Source organism: Methanofollis formosanus (assembly GCF_019633745.1).
GTDB lineage: Archaea > Halobacteriota > Methanomicrobia > Methanomicrobiales > Methanofollaceae > Methanofollis > Methanofollis formosanus.
On record NZ_CP037968.1, the window covers coordinates 2,414,327 to 2,429,125 of the forward strand.

11 protein-coding genes and 1 tRNA gene are annotated in these 14,799 nt (G+C 58.5%); 3 read left to right on the forward strand and 9 right to left on the reverse strand.

Annotation, left to right across the window (positions count from 1 at the left end; translation table 11 throughout):
- Positions 1 to 645: 645 nt before the first annotated feature.
- Complete coding sequence (locus E2N92_RS11120) at positions 646 to 1,068, reverse strand: nucleotide-binding protein (RefSeq protein WP_343222844.1); 423 nt, start codon at positions 1,066 to 1,068, stop codon at positions 646 to 648.
- Positions 1,069 to 1,180: 112 nt separating this feature from the next.
- On the reverse strand, positions 1,181 to 2,050 hold the full coding sequence (locus E2N92_RS11125) for a formate/nitrite transporter family protein (protein WP_220681227.1): 870 nt from the start codon (positions 2,048 to 2,050) through the stop codon (positions 1,181 to 1,183).
- A gap of 504 nt (positions 2,051 to 2,554) precedes the next feature.
- Between E2N92_RS11125 and E2N92_RS11130 the strand changes: the two genes are divergently transcribed.
- On the forward strand, positions 2,555 to 4,228 hold the full coding sequence (locus tag E2N92_RS11130) for a chloride channel protein (protein WP_246589202.1): 1,674 nt from the start codon (positions 2,555 to 2,557) through the stop codon (positions 4,226 to 4,228).
- 151 nt (positions 4,229 to 4,379) lie between these two features.
- Positions 4,380 to 7,664 carry a PAS domain S-box protein gene (locus E2N92_RS11135; RefSeq protein WP_220681229.1) on the forward strand — a complete coding sequence of 1,095 codons (3,285 nt, stop codon included), beginning with the start codon at positions 4,380 to 4,382 and terminating at the stop codon, positions 7,662 to 7,664.
- A 41-nt stretch (positions 7,665 to 7,705) separates the two neighbouring features.
- Here E2N92_RS11135 and E2N92_RS11140 read toward each other — a convergent pair whose 3' ends face one another.
- The 4 genes from E2N92_RS11140 to E2N92_RS11155 form a co-directional block, all read right to left on the reverse strand.
- A complete protein-coding gene (locus tag E2N92_RS11140; protein ID WP_220681230.1) occupies positions 7,706 to 7,873 on the reverse strand; it encodes a DUF1059 domain-containing protein in 168 nt (55 codons plus the stop codon).
- Positions 7,874 to 7,982: 109 nt separating this feature from the next.
- A complete protein-coding gene (locus tag E2N92_RS11145; protein WP_220681231.1) occupies positions 7,983 to 8,423 on the reverse strand; it encodes a hypothetical protein in 441 nt (146 codons plus the stop codon).
- A 231-nt stretch (positions 8,424 to 8,654) separates the two neighbouring features.
- A tRNA-Val gene (locus E2N92_RS11150) sits at positions 8,655 to 8,728 on the reverse strand.
- A gap of 175 nt (positions 8,729 to 8,903) precedes the next feature.
- Positions 8,904 to 9,509 carry a PH domain-containing protein gene (locus E2N92_RS11155; RefSeq protein ID WP_220681232.1) on the reverse strand — a complete coding sequence of 202 codons (606 nt, stop codon included), beginning with the start codon at positions 9,507 to 9,509 and terminating at the stop codon, positions 8,904 to 8,906.
- A 153-nt stretch (positions 9,510 to 9,662) separates the two neighbouring features.
- On the opposite strand from E2N92_RS11155, the gene E2N92_RS11160 reads away from it, so the two are divergent.
- Positions 9,663 to 10,241, forward strand: a complete 579-nt coding sequence (locus E2N92_RS11160; RefSeq protein WP_220681233.1) for a nitroreductase family protein — start codon at positions 9,663 to 9,665, stop codon at positions 10,239 to 10,241.
- A gap of 1,115 nt (positions 10,242 to 11,356) precedes the next feature.
- On the opposite strand, the gene mch is transcribed toward E2N92_RS11160, so the two are convergent.
- From mch to E2N92_RS11175, 3 genes are all read right to left on the reverse strand, one after another.
- On the reverse strand, positions 11,357 to 12,301 hold the full coding sequence (mch, locus tag E2N92_RS11165; protein ID WP_220681234.1) for a methenyltetrahydromethanopterin cyclohydrolase: 945 nt from the start codon (positions 12,299 to 12,301) through the stop codon (positions 11,357 to 11,359).
- Positions 12,302 to 12,363: 62 nt separating this feature from the next.
- Complete coding sequence (locus tag E2N92_RS11170) at positions 12,364 to 13,497, reverse strand: ORC1-type DNA replication protein (RefSeq protein WP_220681235.1); 1,134 nt, start codon at positions 13,495 to 13,497, stop codon at positions 12,364 to 12,366.
- A gap of 59 nt (positions 13,498 to 13,556) precedes the next feature.
- Positions 13,557 to 14,216, reverse strand: coding sequence for a hypothetical protein (locus E2N92_RS11175; RefSeq protein ID WP_220681236.1), 660 nt, complete (start codon positions 14,214 to 14,216; stop codon positions 13,557 to 13,559).
- Positions 14,217 to 14,799 lie beyond the last annotated feature (583 nt).

The window sequence follows — 14,799 nt, forward strand, 5'->3', positions numbered from 1 at the left end:
TCTCTGAATCCCGGGGAGGGCGTGGATCAGTTGCCCATGCTCTCGCGCTTTGTTGAGGGTGGCAACAAGTTCTTCGGAATCTTTGATGGTGCCTTCCATGTCTTATCATGAGGTCATCCCAAAACTCTCCAGCCTTGATATGTGACCGGAAGAATTTTTTGAAGTACGGTGTAGTTCGAGAGATTGCTGCCGCCCTGGTCCTATCTTCTTCGGAAGGGGGTCCGGGGGCAGTGCCCCCGGCATGAGGGTGCGGGGAGGCGTGATGATCTGAACGTGCCGCCCCCCATCGCAGAATCTTCATCCCAATCTTGCGCCGGGGGGTTGCACCCCCCGGACCCCCCAAGACGAAGATAACCGGGGGGCGGCAACAAAGGGGTGGTCCCGGGGGCCTCCCGCTCAGAAGACAGAGCAAGGATCCCTGCTCCCTCCAGAGATCCACGATTATTTTCATCGCGTATGCTTGAGCCGCAGAATCATGTTGAATTCTACACAACTTTCCCACATCCAGGGGATTAACCTCTGAATTCTCCCGGGAAAGCAATGGACCCACCCCCATCTCACGGGATCAAGGAAGTCGTTCCGACAAAAGAGTGAAATTTTTTCCAGAACCTGAAGAAGTGAGACCCAATTCCAGAGGGGACAGGGTCACTTCTTCTTTTCTGCTTCGATCTTTCTGATCGAGACGCAGTTGATCACCGGTTCTCCGGCCACCACAAAGCGGCGGATCACCATGCCGAGCACCTCGACGACGTCGTCCTTGTTGATGTCCTCCTGGGGAGAAGTGAACATCTTCACCGAGATCTCACCGGTCCGGTCGGCAACCGAGAACTGAGGCCTGTTGAGGTACTTGAATGAGGCCCGTTCCACGACTCCCTTGATCCTGACCGGTTTGTTGAGCAGGGTCTCGTTGATCATCCTGACCCGATACTCCTTTGCCTCACGCTCATAGACCGGGATGAGGTCGATGTACTGGCTCTGGCTCATGTAGTTGAGTGCACCAGGGATGATGAGGAGGAGGACCAGCGTCGGGATACCCCAGAGAAGGATCGAAGTGTCTCCGGTAACCACAACACTTGCGATGACCACAAGGGAAAAAAAGGCGAATGCGGCCAATGGAAGGGCCGAGATTCGCACATTTACTCTACCGATATCCATTGTACGGTACTCTTACGCGCTGCACTCACTTGAGTGCTGCGATCTCCTTCTTGAAGGCGACCCAGTAGATGACGCCCACGAAGAGCAGACCACCGATGATGTTGCCGATGGTGACGAGGATGATGTTGTTCGTCCACATCGTCACCCAGCTCAGACCCTGGAGCTTTGCGCCCACAACTGCCGCCTGTTCAGCGGTGAGGTACGGGGCGGTCAGGATGCCTGCCGGGATGAAGTACATGTTTGCGACACAGTGCTCGAACCCGGTGGAGACGAAAGCCATGATCGGGAACCAGATCCCGAAGAACTTGCCTACGGCGTCGTCGGCGCAGATCCCGAGGAGGATGGCCAGGTTGACGAGCCAGTTACAGCCGATAGCCTTGAGGAGAAGCGACCACATCGCTGCTCCACCGACATAAGCAGTCTTACCTGCGGCAATGTTCACCGCGGTGACACCGAAGGCGGTTGCCGTGCCGGCACCGGCGGCCGTCCAGGAGGTCAGGGGGCCGTATGCCATGAGGTAGGCGTAGACCACAGAGCCGATGAGGTTGCCAATGTAGACCCAGACCCAGAGATTAAGCACACTGGCCCATGAGATCTTGTGGATGAACGCGGCCATGGGGGCGAGCATCGCGTCGCCGGTGAAGAGCTCGGCACCGGTCAAAACGGTGATGATAAGCCCGACGGGGAAGACGGACCCCAGGATCAACTTTGCGAAACCAGCACCCAGGAAAGGTGCGACGCCTGTGCTACAGACGGTTGCAAGCCCGGCACCCATGGCAATGTAGGCACCAGACATGAACCCCCTCACGAGCATGTTCCAGGCGGGGAGGGAAACTTTGTATTTCCCCGTGTCGCCTGCCTTTGCGACAATCGCTACTGGAGGATGGAACACCATTACTTTACACCTCTTAAACGTCCAACCTATACCGCACTATAAAGTCTTTCTGTATAGGTCATTCTACACTCTCTTGAGATATTATTAAAGACTTTCTAAATAATCCTGTGAACGGGTGCATCTCACGTTTTCTAGCCCCCATGGGGCCTTTTCTTTGGTTAAATTCTATTGGTTGATATTAAGTGGGAGTAAACGAGATCTTCCCTCTGATCCTGGAAAATCGTGCCTGTTGTGGAGAATTTTTCCGGCCCTTCCATCTTCCTCTCACCGTGGCGCGCAGATCGCCTCCTCTGGCGCATGCAGGTCGTACGGTCTGATCCCGGTGATTTCCTTGGATATCGGGATATCCTTTTTCTTCTTTCTCCGGCAAATACTATCTGCATTATGTCGGAAGGCGCCACCCCCTCACAACGGATCTTTCTGATCGCCGTGATCGTCGGAGTTATATCAGGTATAGGGGCTCTCGTCTTCTTCGAGGCCCTTAAAATCGGAACCCGCTTTTGTATGGGAACCCTTGTTGGGTTTCATCTCCCCGAGGAGGGGCAGAGCATGGCCGAGATCGCCCTCTGGTCCGCGCCCCCCAACCCCTGGATGATCCTCCCGGTGATCTGTCTGGGCGGTCTTCTCTCCGGTCTTCTGGTCTATACCTATGCCCCTGAGGCCGAAGGGCATGGGACCGATGCCGCGATCAAGGCCTTTCATGGGGAAGGGCGGATCCGGCGCCGCATCCCTCTTCTCAAGGCACTCACTGCCGTCATCACCATCTCCACCGGCGGGAGTGCCGGGCGGGAGGGGCCGACCGCCCAGATGTCGGCGGGGTTCGGCTCGATGGTCGCCGACTTCCTGGGGCTGTCAGAGCGCGAGCGGCGGATCGCCCTTGCCACCGGCATCGGCGCCGGGATCGGAACGATCTTCAAGGCACCGCTCGGCGGGGCGATCCTTGCGGCCGAGGTGCTGTACACCCGTGACTTCGAGGCGGAGGCGATCATCCCCGGTTTCCTGGCCTCGGTCATCGGGTATGCGATCTTCGGGAGTGTCGAGGGTTTTGAACCGGTCTTTTCTCCGGTCGCCGTCGAGTGGACGGTCACCCAGATCCCGCTCTTTCTGCTCCTCGGCGTGGTCTGTGCCGGGATGGGCCTGCTGTACATCAGGACATTTTATGGGACAAAACAGGTCTTTGCAACCTTTTTCGAGCGTCACCACCTTCCAAAGCATATCAAACCCGTTGCCGGCGCCTTCCTCACCGGCCTGCTCGTCGTCGCCCTCATCTATCTCTCCCCCGAGACGGCGATCGTCGGGCTTGCCGGACTGGGCACCGGGTATGGCTTCATTCAACTTGCCCTGTACTCAATGCTCCCCCTCTCGGTCCTCCTCTTCATCCCGCTCGTCAAGATCCTCACCACCTCGCTGACCATCGGCTCGGGGGGGAGCGGAGGGGTCTTTGCGCCGGGACTGGTCATCGGCGCCGCAACCGGCGGTGCGGTCGGGACGGCGCTCCATCTGCTGGCCCCTGCATATGTGCCCGCAGGGTTGCTGCCCGGGTTCGTGGTGGTCGGGATGATCGCGTTCTTCGGCGCCATCTCCAACGCCCCCATCGCCGTGATGATCATGGTGGTGGAGATGACCGGGAACTTCTCGCTCTTCGTCCCGGCGATGGGTGCGGTGGCGGTCGCCTATGTCCTCACCGGGGAATCGACGATCTTCGTCGAGCAGGTCCGCACCAGGGCCCAGTCCCGCGCCCACCGCGGCGAGTATGAGGTGGATATCCTGGAAGGGATCAGGGTGAAGGAGGTGATGGTCCCGCGCTCCTCGGTCATCGCCCTCGCCCCGGAGGACGGGTGCGGGACGGTCCTCGACCTCGTCAGGTCGACCGAACATACCGGCTATCCGGTCCTTGAAGGAGACGAGATCGTCGGGATCATCACGACCAGAGACGTCCGCGCCCTCCTTGCCGCCGGCGACCTCTCCTCTCCGGTGCGCGAGGTGATGACCGCACCGGTGGTGACCGTCGCCGAGCACCGGAGCCTGGAGGAGGCATTGCAGCTCATGATGGAGCGGGATATTCACCACCTCCCGGTGGTCGCAGAGGAAACCCCCGGACGGCTGGTCGGCTTCATCACCAGGACCGATCTGATGCTTGCCCATACCAGACGCCTCGCGTCGGGAGGGGATCCCTGAGGTCTGGATTTCTCGGATGGGGTTGCTTCAATCTTTTTCTGAGTGAATGGGAATTTCTCAAATATTATCTCTTTGATTTTGATAAAACGAATAAATCTAGCTCTGATTCTGACGACATATTATATAGGTACGAAAGCGACTTTTCTTGGACGTGAACCTCTCTGATCCCCCTGGCCATGAGAGCACGTTCCCCCTCCTGTCCGGGCCCAACACCGCCTGGGTCAGGCTGCATGAATATGGGAACGACCTCTTCTTTTGTTTCTCTCCAGACGGCCAGATCCTTCATTTCAACCATGCTGCAAGGGAGACGCTCGGGTACACAGATAGGACAGCCCCTCGAACCGTCGACTCCCTTGTCGCCACCCCTGACCGCGGCCGCTTCTCCAGGCTCCTGATCCAGGCGGCAGCGGGTGAAGAGCCCGGTGAGATCAGGGTATCTTTCATAGACACGGGAGGAAAGAAGATTCCGATCGCCGGCAGACTCCTTTGCTGCTGCGGCGGGGGAGAGGAGGTTGTCGGGGGATTGTTCTCCCCGGTCAAGGGTGATCAGTTCGATGACGGCGTCTTCAGAGAAGTTTTTTATGCCAGTCCGGCAGCCATGGCGGTCACCAGTGGAGAGGACGACCGGTGCGTCATGATCAACGCGGCCTTCTGCACGCTCCTCGGTTGTCACCCGGCGGCACTTCTCGGGAAGACTCCGGCCGGGTCCGGGGTCTGGACCGATCCTGGCGATTATGACCGTCTCGTCTGCGGTATGGATGGGTCGGGTGCGTCCCGGGAGATCGGGGTGCGCCTCCTGCGCAGCGATGGTGCCCCTCTGGAATGCGTTGTTTCGGCGAAGGATCTGAAACTCTGGGGTCTGCCGCACCGACTTCTGGTCGTCCGCACCACTGGTCAGAGCCGTTTCCATGCCTTCCTCGACCGGGTCAATGACGCCGTTGTGCTCCATGAGGTCGGGGGAGACGGTCTCCCAGGTCGGATCCTCGATCTCAACAGGGGTGCCTGCTCCTTGTTTGAGTATTCGTGGGAGGATCTGCTAGGTCGTCTTTTCAGGGACTTTATCCCACTCTTGGAATGGGAAAGAGTCGCCTCACTGGTCTGTGCTCTCAGGGACGAGGGACAGATCACCGCCGAGATCCCTCTTGTCAGACAGGACGGGAGAGAGGTGCCCGTCGAGATCAGTGCCCATCTTTATGAGCAGAATGGGTCAGAGATCGTCCTTTTGGTCATGCGTGATATCAGCGAGCGGGTGGAGAGTGAGAAGAAGATCAGGGAGGCGAACCAGCGTCTCAACCTCCTCATCGACGCTCTCCCGGAGTCGGTGTACTTCAAGGACCGGGAGAGGCGGTGTCTCATCGTGAACAATACCCTTGCTGAGCTTGCAGGGATGCAAAAGGAGGAGATTGTCGGAAAGAAGAATGACGACGTTTTCCCTCCTGCATTTGCTGTTCAGTGTGACCTGACCGACTTCCGTATCCTTGAGGAACGGACCCCCATCCACTCGCTGGAGTCGGTGGAGGGTGAAGATGGGAGTATCTTTTGTTTTGATACGACGAAGGTGCCGGTCCTCGACGAGGACGGAGAGGTCAGGTACTTTGTCGGGGTCAGCCGCGATATCACCGAACAGAAAAGGGCTGAGGAGGCGCTCCGTCATTCGGAAGCAAAATATCGGATGCTCTTTGAGGCGGCAAGCGACGCGATCTTCATCTTCGACCGGGAAGGACGGTTTCTCGAGGTGAACCGGGTTGCATGTGAGCGGCTGGGGTACCGGAGGGACGAACTGCTCGCCATGACCCGGGCTGAGATCAGCAGTCCGGTCCTGCGGGACGAGGTGTCCGAGCGGATCAGGATGCTCTTTGAGCGCGGGCAGGTCATCTACGAGACCGATCATATTACCCGGGACGGCCGGGTGATCCCGACCGAGGTGAATGGGCATCTCATCGAGTACGAAGGCAGGCAGGCTGTCCTCTCGATCGCGCGTGATATCACCGAGCGCAAGAGTCTGGAGGAAGAGCTCAGGCGATCGGTGGAGGTCTACCGGACGATCTTCGAGAACACCGGAACAGGGATGGTCCTGATCGATGAGGACGCCACCCTTCTCCTGGTCAACTCGGAGCTGGAACAACTCTTCGGTTACCGGCGGGAAGAGGTGGAGGGCCGGATGCGGTGGACCGATCTGGTCGCGGAGGAAGACCTGGAGCAGATGCTGGAGTACCATGCCGGGAGGCGAGACACCCAGGCATCGGTTCCCGGGAGTTATGAATGCACCGCGATCGCCCGGGGCGGCCGCCGTCTCTGTCTCCTCCTGACGGTCTCGGTGATCCCGGGGACAAAGCAGAGCATCGCTTCGGTGATCGATGTCACCGAGCAGAACGAGGTGGAACTGGCGCTCAAAGAGCGGGAAGAGCGTCTCCAACTCGTCGTGACCGGTGCGGACCTCGGGATCTGGGACTGGGATATGGAGTCCGGGCATTTTGTCCTGAACGAACGATGGGCCGGGATGCTCGGGTACTCGCTATCTGAGGTGGAAGCGAGTTTTGCTGCATGGAAAGCGATGATCCACCCTGATGACCGGCCGAAGGTTCTCTCGGCCCTTGCCTCCTATCTTGCCGGGGATCTCCCCCAGTACCATGCGGAGTATCGGATGCAGGCAAAGGATGGACACTGGGTCTGGGTGCTCTCGGTCGGCGAGGTGGCGGCCAGGGACGCCGGGGGGCGGGCGCTCAGGATGGCCGGGATCCATCAGGACATCACCGGCTTCAAGCGGAGTCAGGAGGCGTTGAAGGAGGCGAACAAGAAACTGACAATCCTCTCGAGTGTCACGCGTCACGACATCCTCAACCAGGTGCAGGGTCTGCTCTGGTTTGCGTCCGAGATCGAGGGGCAGACCGGAAAATATCCCGGCCTGTGCGAGGCGGCGCAGCGGATCGGGCGCATCGCCGAACTGATCCAGTACCAGATCTCGTTCACCCGCGACTATGAGGAGATGGGGGTGAAGGCCCCTGAGTGGCAACGGGTCAGGAAGGTCGCGGAAGGAGCGGCCCTGGCCGCTCTCCCCCGGGGAGTCCGCCTGGAAGTGAAGACCGGGGAACTGGAGGTCTATGCCGACTCCATGCTCAGCAAGGTCTTCTACAACCTCTTTGAGAACGCCGTCAGGCACGGTGAGGGGATCACCAGAGTCACCGTCTCGTTCAAAACTGAAGAGGGTCGAGGAGTTCTCATCGTCGAGGACGACGGTGTAGGTGTCCCTGAGGCCAAAAAATCGTATATCTTCAAGCGCGGCTACGGGCAGCACTCTGGCCTCGGGCTCTTCCTGGTCAGCGAGATCCTGGAGATCACCGGGATGACGGTCCGCGAGACGGGAGCCGAGGGAGAGGGGGCCAGGTTTGAGGTTGCTCTTCCCTGGGGAACCTATCGGTGCGAAGAGGGCATCTGAGAATACCTCTGAGAGCCGAAAAAAGAGTTTCTGGTAGTGGTTCAGTGGATGGCCTTCTTGATCTGCATCCACTCCTCTGCAGAGAGATTTTCTTTGCCGTGCACCTCGCGGGCGTGGTCGGCGATCTTCTGCTCGAGGTCGAACTCGTTCTCGGCCGTGGTCTCGAATTCACATTTCATCCCGATGTCTTTGCACTTAAACGACGGCATGGCCATCACCGGGGGCGGATACTCGGGCTTCTTATATATAGGTGATCCCGGTCCTGATTTTTGGGGAGAATTCCCCACCCCTGTCTCGTCCGGGCGGAAAGGATCCCGATCACTCCGGCGGTGGCGAATGCCCGCCGTCTTTCTTCTCAGGATGGATTTCTTTCGCCAGTTTTTCCACCTCTTCGGCTTTTATCTCCTCGGCGCGTCCTCCGAAGTAGAATCCAACGATTGTTGCAAGGGCTCCTGTCAGGACTCCCAGGGTGTTCTTTAAGAGATCGGAGCATATGTCTTTCTCAGCAAGATAGAGCACTGCCGCTCCGACGATTAAAACAACCGCAAGCATCATCGAATATCTTGACAGCCCCTTCCGTGACGGGGGCTGAGACAGGAGTTCCTGCACTACTGTGATCCGTTCATCTTCGGGAAGATCCTCCAGACGTAGGTTTTTGAGGATCTTTCTTTTCATCAGATAATGCATGGAGATGTTTAGAATCCACGGTAACACGACGAGAATTCCGATAATTATGAAAACGAGGATCCATGATTCCATACTGCGCCTCTCAGGGAGAGGAGGTGATATATTCGGAGGGATATATCTGCCGTTTTGAATGAGATGGTCTATGCAATGGTGGTGTGGGTTTTCCGGGAGGATTGGATCTAAAATCCGGGTGCAGTTCTCTGGAGAGATAGGTCTCTCGATACTCCTTGGAACAGACGTTGAGAAGAAATCTTCTAAAGGAACATCTTTGCGTTGTATCGGGGATTATCTTTTGAAAATGGATGGGCCTGTCCGGATTCGAACCGGAGATCTTCGCCGTGTAAGGGCGACGTCATAACCGACTAGACCACAGGCCCGGTGTTCATAAATGTTTCTCATTGGTCGGTATTAAACGTGTTGCTGCTCTCCGGCCGCGACGGGCCATGCTGGAGAGACAGGTCTGGTTGGGAGGGACGGACCGGCCTCCATGCGCCCGCTCTTCCTCTTCGTCGTGATCCTCCCTTCAGGCGGTGGGAAAAAAGATCGTGCCGGTCACCTGCCGGCCATCTTCTCGAGCAGTTCCCGGATCGCCCGCAGTTCGGCGACGACCGCATCCTGCCCCGCCCCGACAGGGGCCGGTGCGGTCTCTTCCTCCTCGCCGCCGGTCACCGCCGCCACCGGCGGGCGGCCGCGCACCTGCGCCATGATCAGTTCTCTGAGGGGTTCAGGATCCTCGATCCCCAGGATCCTGATCTCGGCCTGGGCCTGCGCCGAGTAGCCGGCCGTCTGGATGCGGAGGTTGGAGATGCCGAAGAGACGCATCACCGGGCCCTGGATGATATCGACATTGGTGATCCGGTTGTACGGGACGATCCCGGTGCTCCTGAACCAGACCCCTCGTTTCCAGGTCATCTCGGTCTCAGTGAGATGGTAGACGATGCTCCGGTAGTACAACGGGATCCAGACGGCGACGAAGATGAGGAGGGCGAGCATGCCCCCTCCGAAGAGCAGGATGAGCAGCCCCTCTCCGGTGAGGGATACCGGGAGCACGATGAAGAAGGCTCCGAGAACGGCCAGGATGACGAGGGAAAGGAAATAATATCTCTTGAACTGGGGGGCGGGCTTGAAGTCTTCCCCTATTCTGATCAAGTATGTCATGGACGATACCTCTCAGCCATACTCCTCGGTGTGGAAGGATAAAGATATGCCCGGCCCCGTGTTTCTCCAGAGGTTGCCATATTCCGGATCCCGATCACGGGGCGGACCTGGACCTGACAAACCCTTATAAATCGCGGTGCGGCAGGGCGACCCATGCCGACTGAGGTTGAGATGGTCCTTGCGGCCATCAGGGGACGGCGGAGCATCAGGGCGTACGAGGAGCGGCCCCTCGACGAAGAGACCGTCACCACGATCATCGACGCGGGGATCCACGCCCCGACGGCCATGGGGCTCCAGCCCTGGCGTTTTATCGTCGTCAGGGACCGCGGGCTGATGAAGCAGATCTCCGACTACTGCAAACCGGTCCTCCGCACGATGCTGGAGGGGGCCACCGACGAGACAGCCACCGTATTTCGAGAACTTCTCTCCAGGGAGAACTTCGAGATCTTCTACGGTGCCCCGGTGCTCGTCCTTGTCCTTGGTGACAGGAAGAACCCGTACAGTACCTATGACTGCACCCTCTGTGCCGGGACCATGATGCTCGCCGCCCATGCGATGGGGATCGGGAGCTGCTGGATCGGTGCGGCCGGACCGGTCGCCGGGAGTCATGAACTGATGAAGATGCTGGAGGTGCCGGCAGGCTATGAGATCATCGCCCCGCTGATCTTCGGCTATCCTGGAGAGCATCCGGGGATGCCGGCGCGGGCCGAGCCGAGGATCACCTGGGTCTGAGGGAGTGGCTAAAAATTTGACTTTGTGAAATAGGATATGAGGCAAAAGCATGCCTCAGACGTGCCGCATGAAAATGTCTCGTCGCAGATCGCCGGGGTGTGGAAGGTTTCTTGATCCTGATCCGTCTCCCTGCGAAAAGGGGACGGCCAGAAAACGATCTGCGTGCCACCCCCTCTTATCCTCAGTTCGTGGGGGAACGAACGGTGACGAGTTTGAGAATACGGAAAATGCGGCCCTGTAGAATCGGGCGTGATCCTCGGGGCTCAGGCATACACGGAGGTCATCCCAAAACTCTCCGGCCTTGCTATGTGATGGGAAGACGTTTCTGAAGTATGGTGTCGTTCAAGAGCGTGCCGCCGCCCCGTCCCTATCTTCGTCGTGGGGGGTTCCGGGGGTTTCCCCCGGCGGGAGAGAGCAAGGAAACACGCTTTCTTCTCTCGGTGGGCGGCACGGCTGATCAGTCCAGATACTTTTGGGATATGCTCACGATGAAAATTTCTCATCACAGATCTCTGGGGTGTGGAAGGATCTTTGATCCTTCTTATCGCTCCATGACAGGTAGTGTGAGCATTCCATCATCGCCGCCCCCACCCAATCCTCCTTGCGGCGGGTCGTCCCCCGGGCCGAGAGTTTGAGAGGCGACAACCCTCCCGCACAAAGATCACTACAAAAAAATTACCCTGAAAATGATCCTGACATTCAATTCTGGAGTTGAGGATAGGAATTTGAACACACAGATTCCCCCTATAACTGATATACGGAGAACAAAACTATCCTCTGAACGTTCAGGCACCCTGCCTTCCTCGTCCTATCTTCATCCCGGGGGTCCGGGGGCAGCGCCCCCGGCGCAAGGGTGCGGGAAGGCGTGGTGATCAGGCGTGCCGCCCTCATCGTAGAATCTTTCCTGGGATCTCGCACCGGTTTTTTCACCCCCCCGGACCCTCCACGACGAAGATAGCCGAGGGGCGGCATGATGCTCGGCATCGATTCACTCCTCGAACGCAAGGATGAGGATCAAGAATCAATCCAGTTCCGGGATGATATTTTCATCCCGTATGCTTGAGGCATGCTCTCGCCTCATGTCCAATTCTACACAACCGTGTTCAAAAAAAGTATTACTGGAGCCCGAAGGACTGCAGGGTCACGTCGGGGTTCACTTCGCCGACATGGTAGACCACACCCTTGGAGAGCTCGTTGATGATGACCTCGGCCGGAGAGAAGAGCGAGGTATCGATCTTGTAGAAATCATATCCTGCCTCCTTGAAGATCTCGTTGAAAGGCTTGCCGTAGCCCTGTGATTTGTTGGACGGGATCTTCTCGAGGTACTCGGTGATCTCAGGGGCGTCCATCGTCAGGGTGATCTGGCCGTGATAGATGGTGGCGTCGTTGGTGACACCCATGGCCAGCTTCGGACCGCGGACCGGCGGGATCGGGGCCGTGCCCATACCGGCGATGATCTTCCTGGTGTCGAACCCGAGTTCGTTGAGTTTGTAGACCGCGGTTTCGACACACCGGCCGGCGACCTGGATGGACCCGGTGATCGAGGAGGTCGGGGCGACGATCGCACAGGTGTTGGCGACGTCCACCTTGCAGGCGTCGGCGACGGACTGCATGACCTCGCCGTTCGGGAGGTGGTCGCTCTCCAGGCAGATCACCGCAGACTCGCACTCGTCCTGATAGTCGATCACCTCATAGGTGTGCTTGGGCTTGAGGGAGAGTGCCCGTGCAGGGCCTGAACCCATCGCGAAGTAGTTCCCGACTTTGACGGTCCACCCAGCCTTCTGTGCGCCGAGGCACGCGATCGACGGGTAGTCGGTCGAGACCTCGATGAAGGGCATCGGGATCCCCTTGATCTGGCCCATCGTGAAGTTCACGTCGGCCAGACCGCCGAGACAGATCTCGGTGAAGACCCGTCCCGCCTGGTAACCGCCGGCTACCGAGACGCCGGCATCGACGATCCTGGCACCATTGTCCAGCTCGTGTGCCGCGACGTTGTAGTCTTCAGGGTACTCGAAAATATCGTTGAAAATGTCAAGGGCCTGTTCATTCACGCTCAGCATGGAAATCTCACCGTTCACATAAAGAACGCGGAGAGAATAGATAAGACTTGTCAATCGATCCCTCAGACCAGGAGTTTGAGGATCCGATTGGGGTCGTATCTGAGGGATATGACCCGCGTCCGGCCCCGTCCCTGGCGATAATTGAGATTGATGAGGCGCATGGCATCGAGCTTTTTCACGATCTCATAATATCTTGTGTATCCGAGTTTCATGTGCTCTTTTGCCTTTTCATACACGCCTCCTGCATTCATCTCCTCCTTCTCGTCCTTCTCCCGACTCAGCGTGGCGATGATCCGCATCAGGTCTTTCTCTTCATCTTTCAGGGTCCTGAGCGTGAAGGTGAGGTGGAGATATTTCGAGACCTCGTAGGCCCGGCAGATGTCGTCCTCCTCGACCTGCCGCCTGGCGGCCGTCTCCGCGTTGAGGGTGGCACGCTTGAGGAGGTCGAGCCCGACCCGCAGGTCGCCACTCTTCATCGTCTGCTCGACGACAAGGTCGAGCATCGCATCGGAGAGTGCCCCGGGGTACAGCCCGGTCATCACCCGCTCGGAGAGGATGTGGCGCACCTCGTCGGTGCCGTACGGGGGGAAGTAGATCTCGGTCGGTCGGAAGACCGAGGCGACCCTGGGATCGACCTCGCGGGAGAGGTCGACGTTCATGTCGGAGATGATGGTGATCACCCCGATCCTGGTGCCAGGATAGGCCTCGTGCGAGCGGAGGAGGGGATAGAGGATCTTGTTGATCTCGTTCTCGTACAGGAGATAGTTTGCATCGTCGAGGGCGACGAGCAGAACCTTTTCCTCTTTCTGGAGGCGTCTGGCGACGAAGTCGAAGATCTGTTTGAACGAGGTGCCTGAGGCGGGAGGGTGGCGGCCGGAGAGTTTCTGGTAGATCTGGGCAAAGACGGCGAACTTGGTGTTGTCGATCTGGCAGTTGATGTAGACCGGGACCAGTTTGCTCTCGTGCTCTTCCACCTGACCGAGGAGTTTGCGCACGCTTGTCGTCTTGCCGGTACCGGGCAGGCCCCTGCAGATGGTGTTGAGCGGCCTGCCTCCCCTGAGCCCCGGCGTGATCTGGAACGCGAGTTCCCGCATCTGGGTCTCCCTGTGGTTGAACTGCTCCGGGACATAATCGATCTCGAAGACTTCTGGGTCCCGGAAGAGGGTCTCGTCCCACATGAGGAGGTCCTTTTTCATTATCAATCCCTCGTCCCGTCTCTATTTATAGGCTGTAGATCTTTCTTTTCGCCCGGCGCTCACTGCGGGTGAGTCAGTTTGTCCATGCAGCCCTTGCAAAGGGTTTTGCTCAGGAAGAGCTGGCTCATCTGTTTCTGGGTCTTGGTGACCGGTGCACCGCACTCCTCGCAGACCGCTTCTCCGGCGGCCGGGGCGGGTTTTGGTGTGGGTGCAGCCGCGGGCTTTGTCGGTTTTTCCGGTGTGGGTTCTGGTGCCGGTGCTGCTGGTTTTTCCGGTACCGGTTCAGAAGCCCGGGGTTCTGCCACCGCCGGTGCGGGAGGAGTTATGGTTTCAGGTGCCGGTGCCGGTTCAGGGACCATGGGCTCCGCCACTGCCGGTGTGGGGGGTGTGATGGGTGCAGGCGCCGGTTCAGGTGCGACCTCTTCTGGCTCCTCTTCCTCGACCTCGATGGGCACGAGCACGGTCTGTTCCTTTACCGGGGCCGGAGGTTCAGGTTCTGTTGCCTTCTCCGTAGAGAAGACCCGGCGACGGTAGGCGTCCACCCGTTCGGCGGTTGCTTCGTCGCCTCGCCCGAGTCTGGCCAGCATCCCGTCGAGGAACCCGGCGAGTTCGTCGGCGTCCTCCTGCGACTCCACCTCTCCGGCCACCTCGAGGCGGAGGTTCTCGTAGTTGTCAAGGTTGACGGTGATCCCGAGTGTGAGTGTCTTCTTTCCAGGCATGATTACTCACCTGATCTATAGGTGCGGTATCTATATCTGTGTTATATTTGGGGATAGATTGAAGATGCCGGTCAACCCGGACCCTTACCTCTTCCGCGCCGCCAGACCCGGCACCCTCTCCTCGGCGACTGGAACCCCGTCTCTCTGGTGCCGGTCTGGATCGATATTTATGCAGGGAAAAGAGATATATGGCCAGATACGAGTAACTCCCCCGAGCGCCCGGGACCATCCGGGCCGCGGGGTGCGGCAGATGATGAGAGTTACCCCCTCTGATCCATGATGAATGCAGGGTTCTGATGCCGCACGTTCTTCTTTGAAAATAAGTTTCTGGCATTTTTGGCTCTGTAGAACATCCTCTTTTCATCACCTCAACCCCTCTGTGACCTTCATCCATCGCCTTCCCTCATGCTCACGCCGGGGGAGAGTGCCCGGACCTCCGGGATGAAGATAGGAGCGGGAAGGCACAATCGATGGCCTGTAAATGGGATCGCCGTCCCTGATCCTATCCTGATGTGGGGCGGATCGGGGGGCGGGCAGTCCCCCGCAGAGATGCCCATCTTGAGCATCTCTACAAAGCAAAATA

Bases quoted from the DNA above. Each gene is read 5' to 3' on its own strand.
- E2N92_RS11125 (WP_220681227.1), bottom strand. From the start codon at position 2,050: ATGGTGTTCCATCCTCCAGTAGCGATTGTCGCAAAGGCAGGCGACACG.
- E2N92_RS11130 (WP_246589202.1), top strand. From the start codon at position 2,555: ATGGGAACCCTTGTTGGGTTTCATCTCCCCGAGGAGGGGCAGAGCATG.
- E2N92_RS11140 (WP_220681230.1), bottom strand. From the start codon at position 7,873: ATGCCGTCGTTTAAGTGCAAAGACATCGGGATGAAATGTGAATTCGAG.
- E2N92_RS11145 (WP_220681231.1), bottom strand. From the start codon at position 8,423: ATGGAATCATGGATCCTCGTTTTCATAATTATCGGAATTCTCGTCGTG.
- E2N92_RS11155 (WP_220681232.1), bottom strand. From the start codon at position 9,509: ATGACATACTTGATCAGAATAGGGGAAGACTTCAAGCCCGCCCCCCAG.
- E2N92_RS11160 (WP_220681233.1), top strand. From the start codon at position 9,663: ATGCCGACTGAGGTTGAGATGGTCCTTGCGGCCATCAGGGGACGGCGG.
- mch (WP_220681234.1), bottom strand. From the start codon at position 12,301: ATGCTGAGCGTGAATGAACAGGCCCTTGACATTTTCAACGATATTTTC.
- E2N92_RS11170 (WP_220681235.1), bottom strand. From the start codon at position 13,497: ATGAAAAAGGACCTCCTCATGTGGGACGAGACCCTCTTCCGGGACCCA.
- E2N92_RS11175 (WP_220681236.1), bottom strand. From the start codon at position 14,216: ATGCCTGGAAAGAAGACACTCACACTCGGGATCACCGTCAACCTTGAC.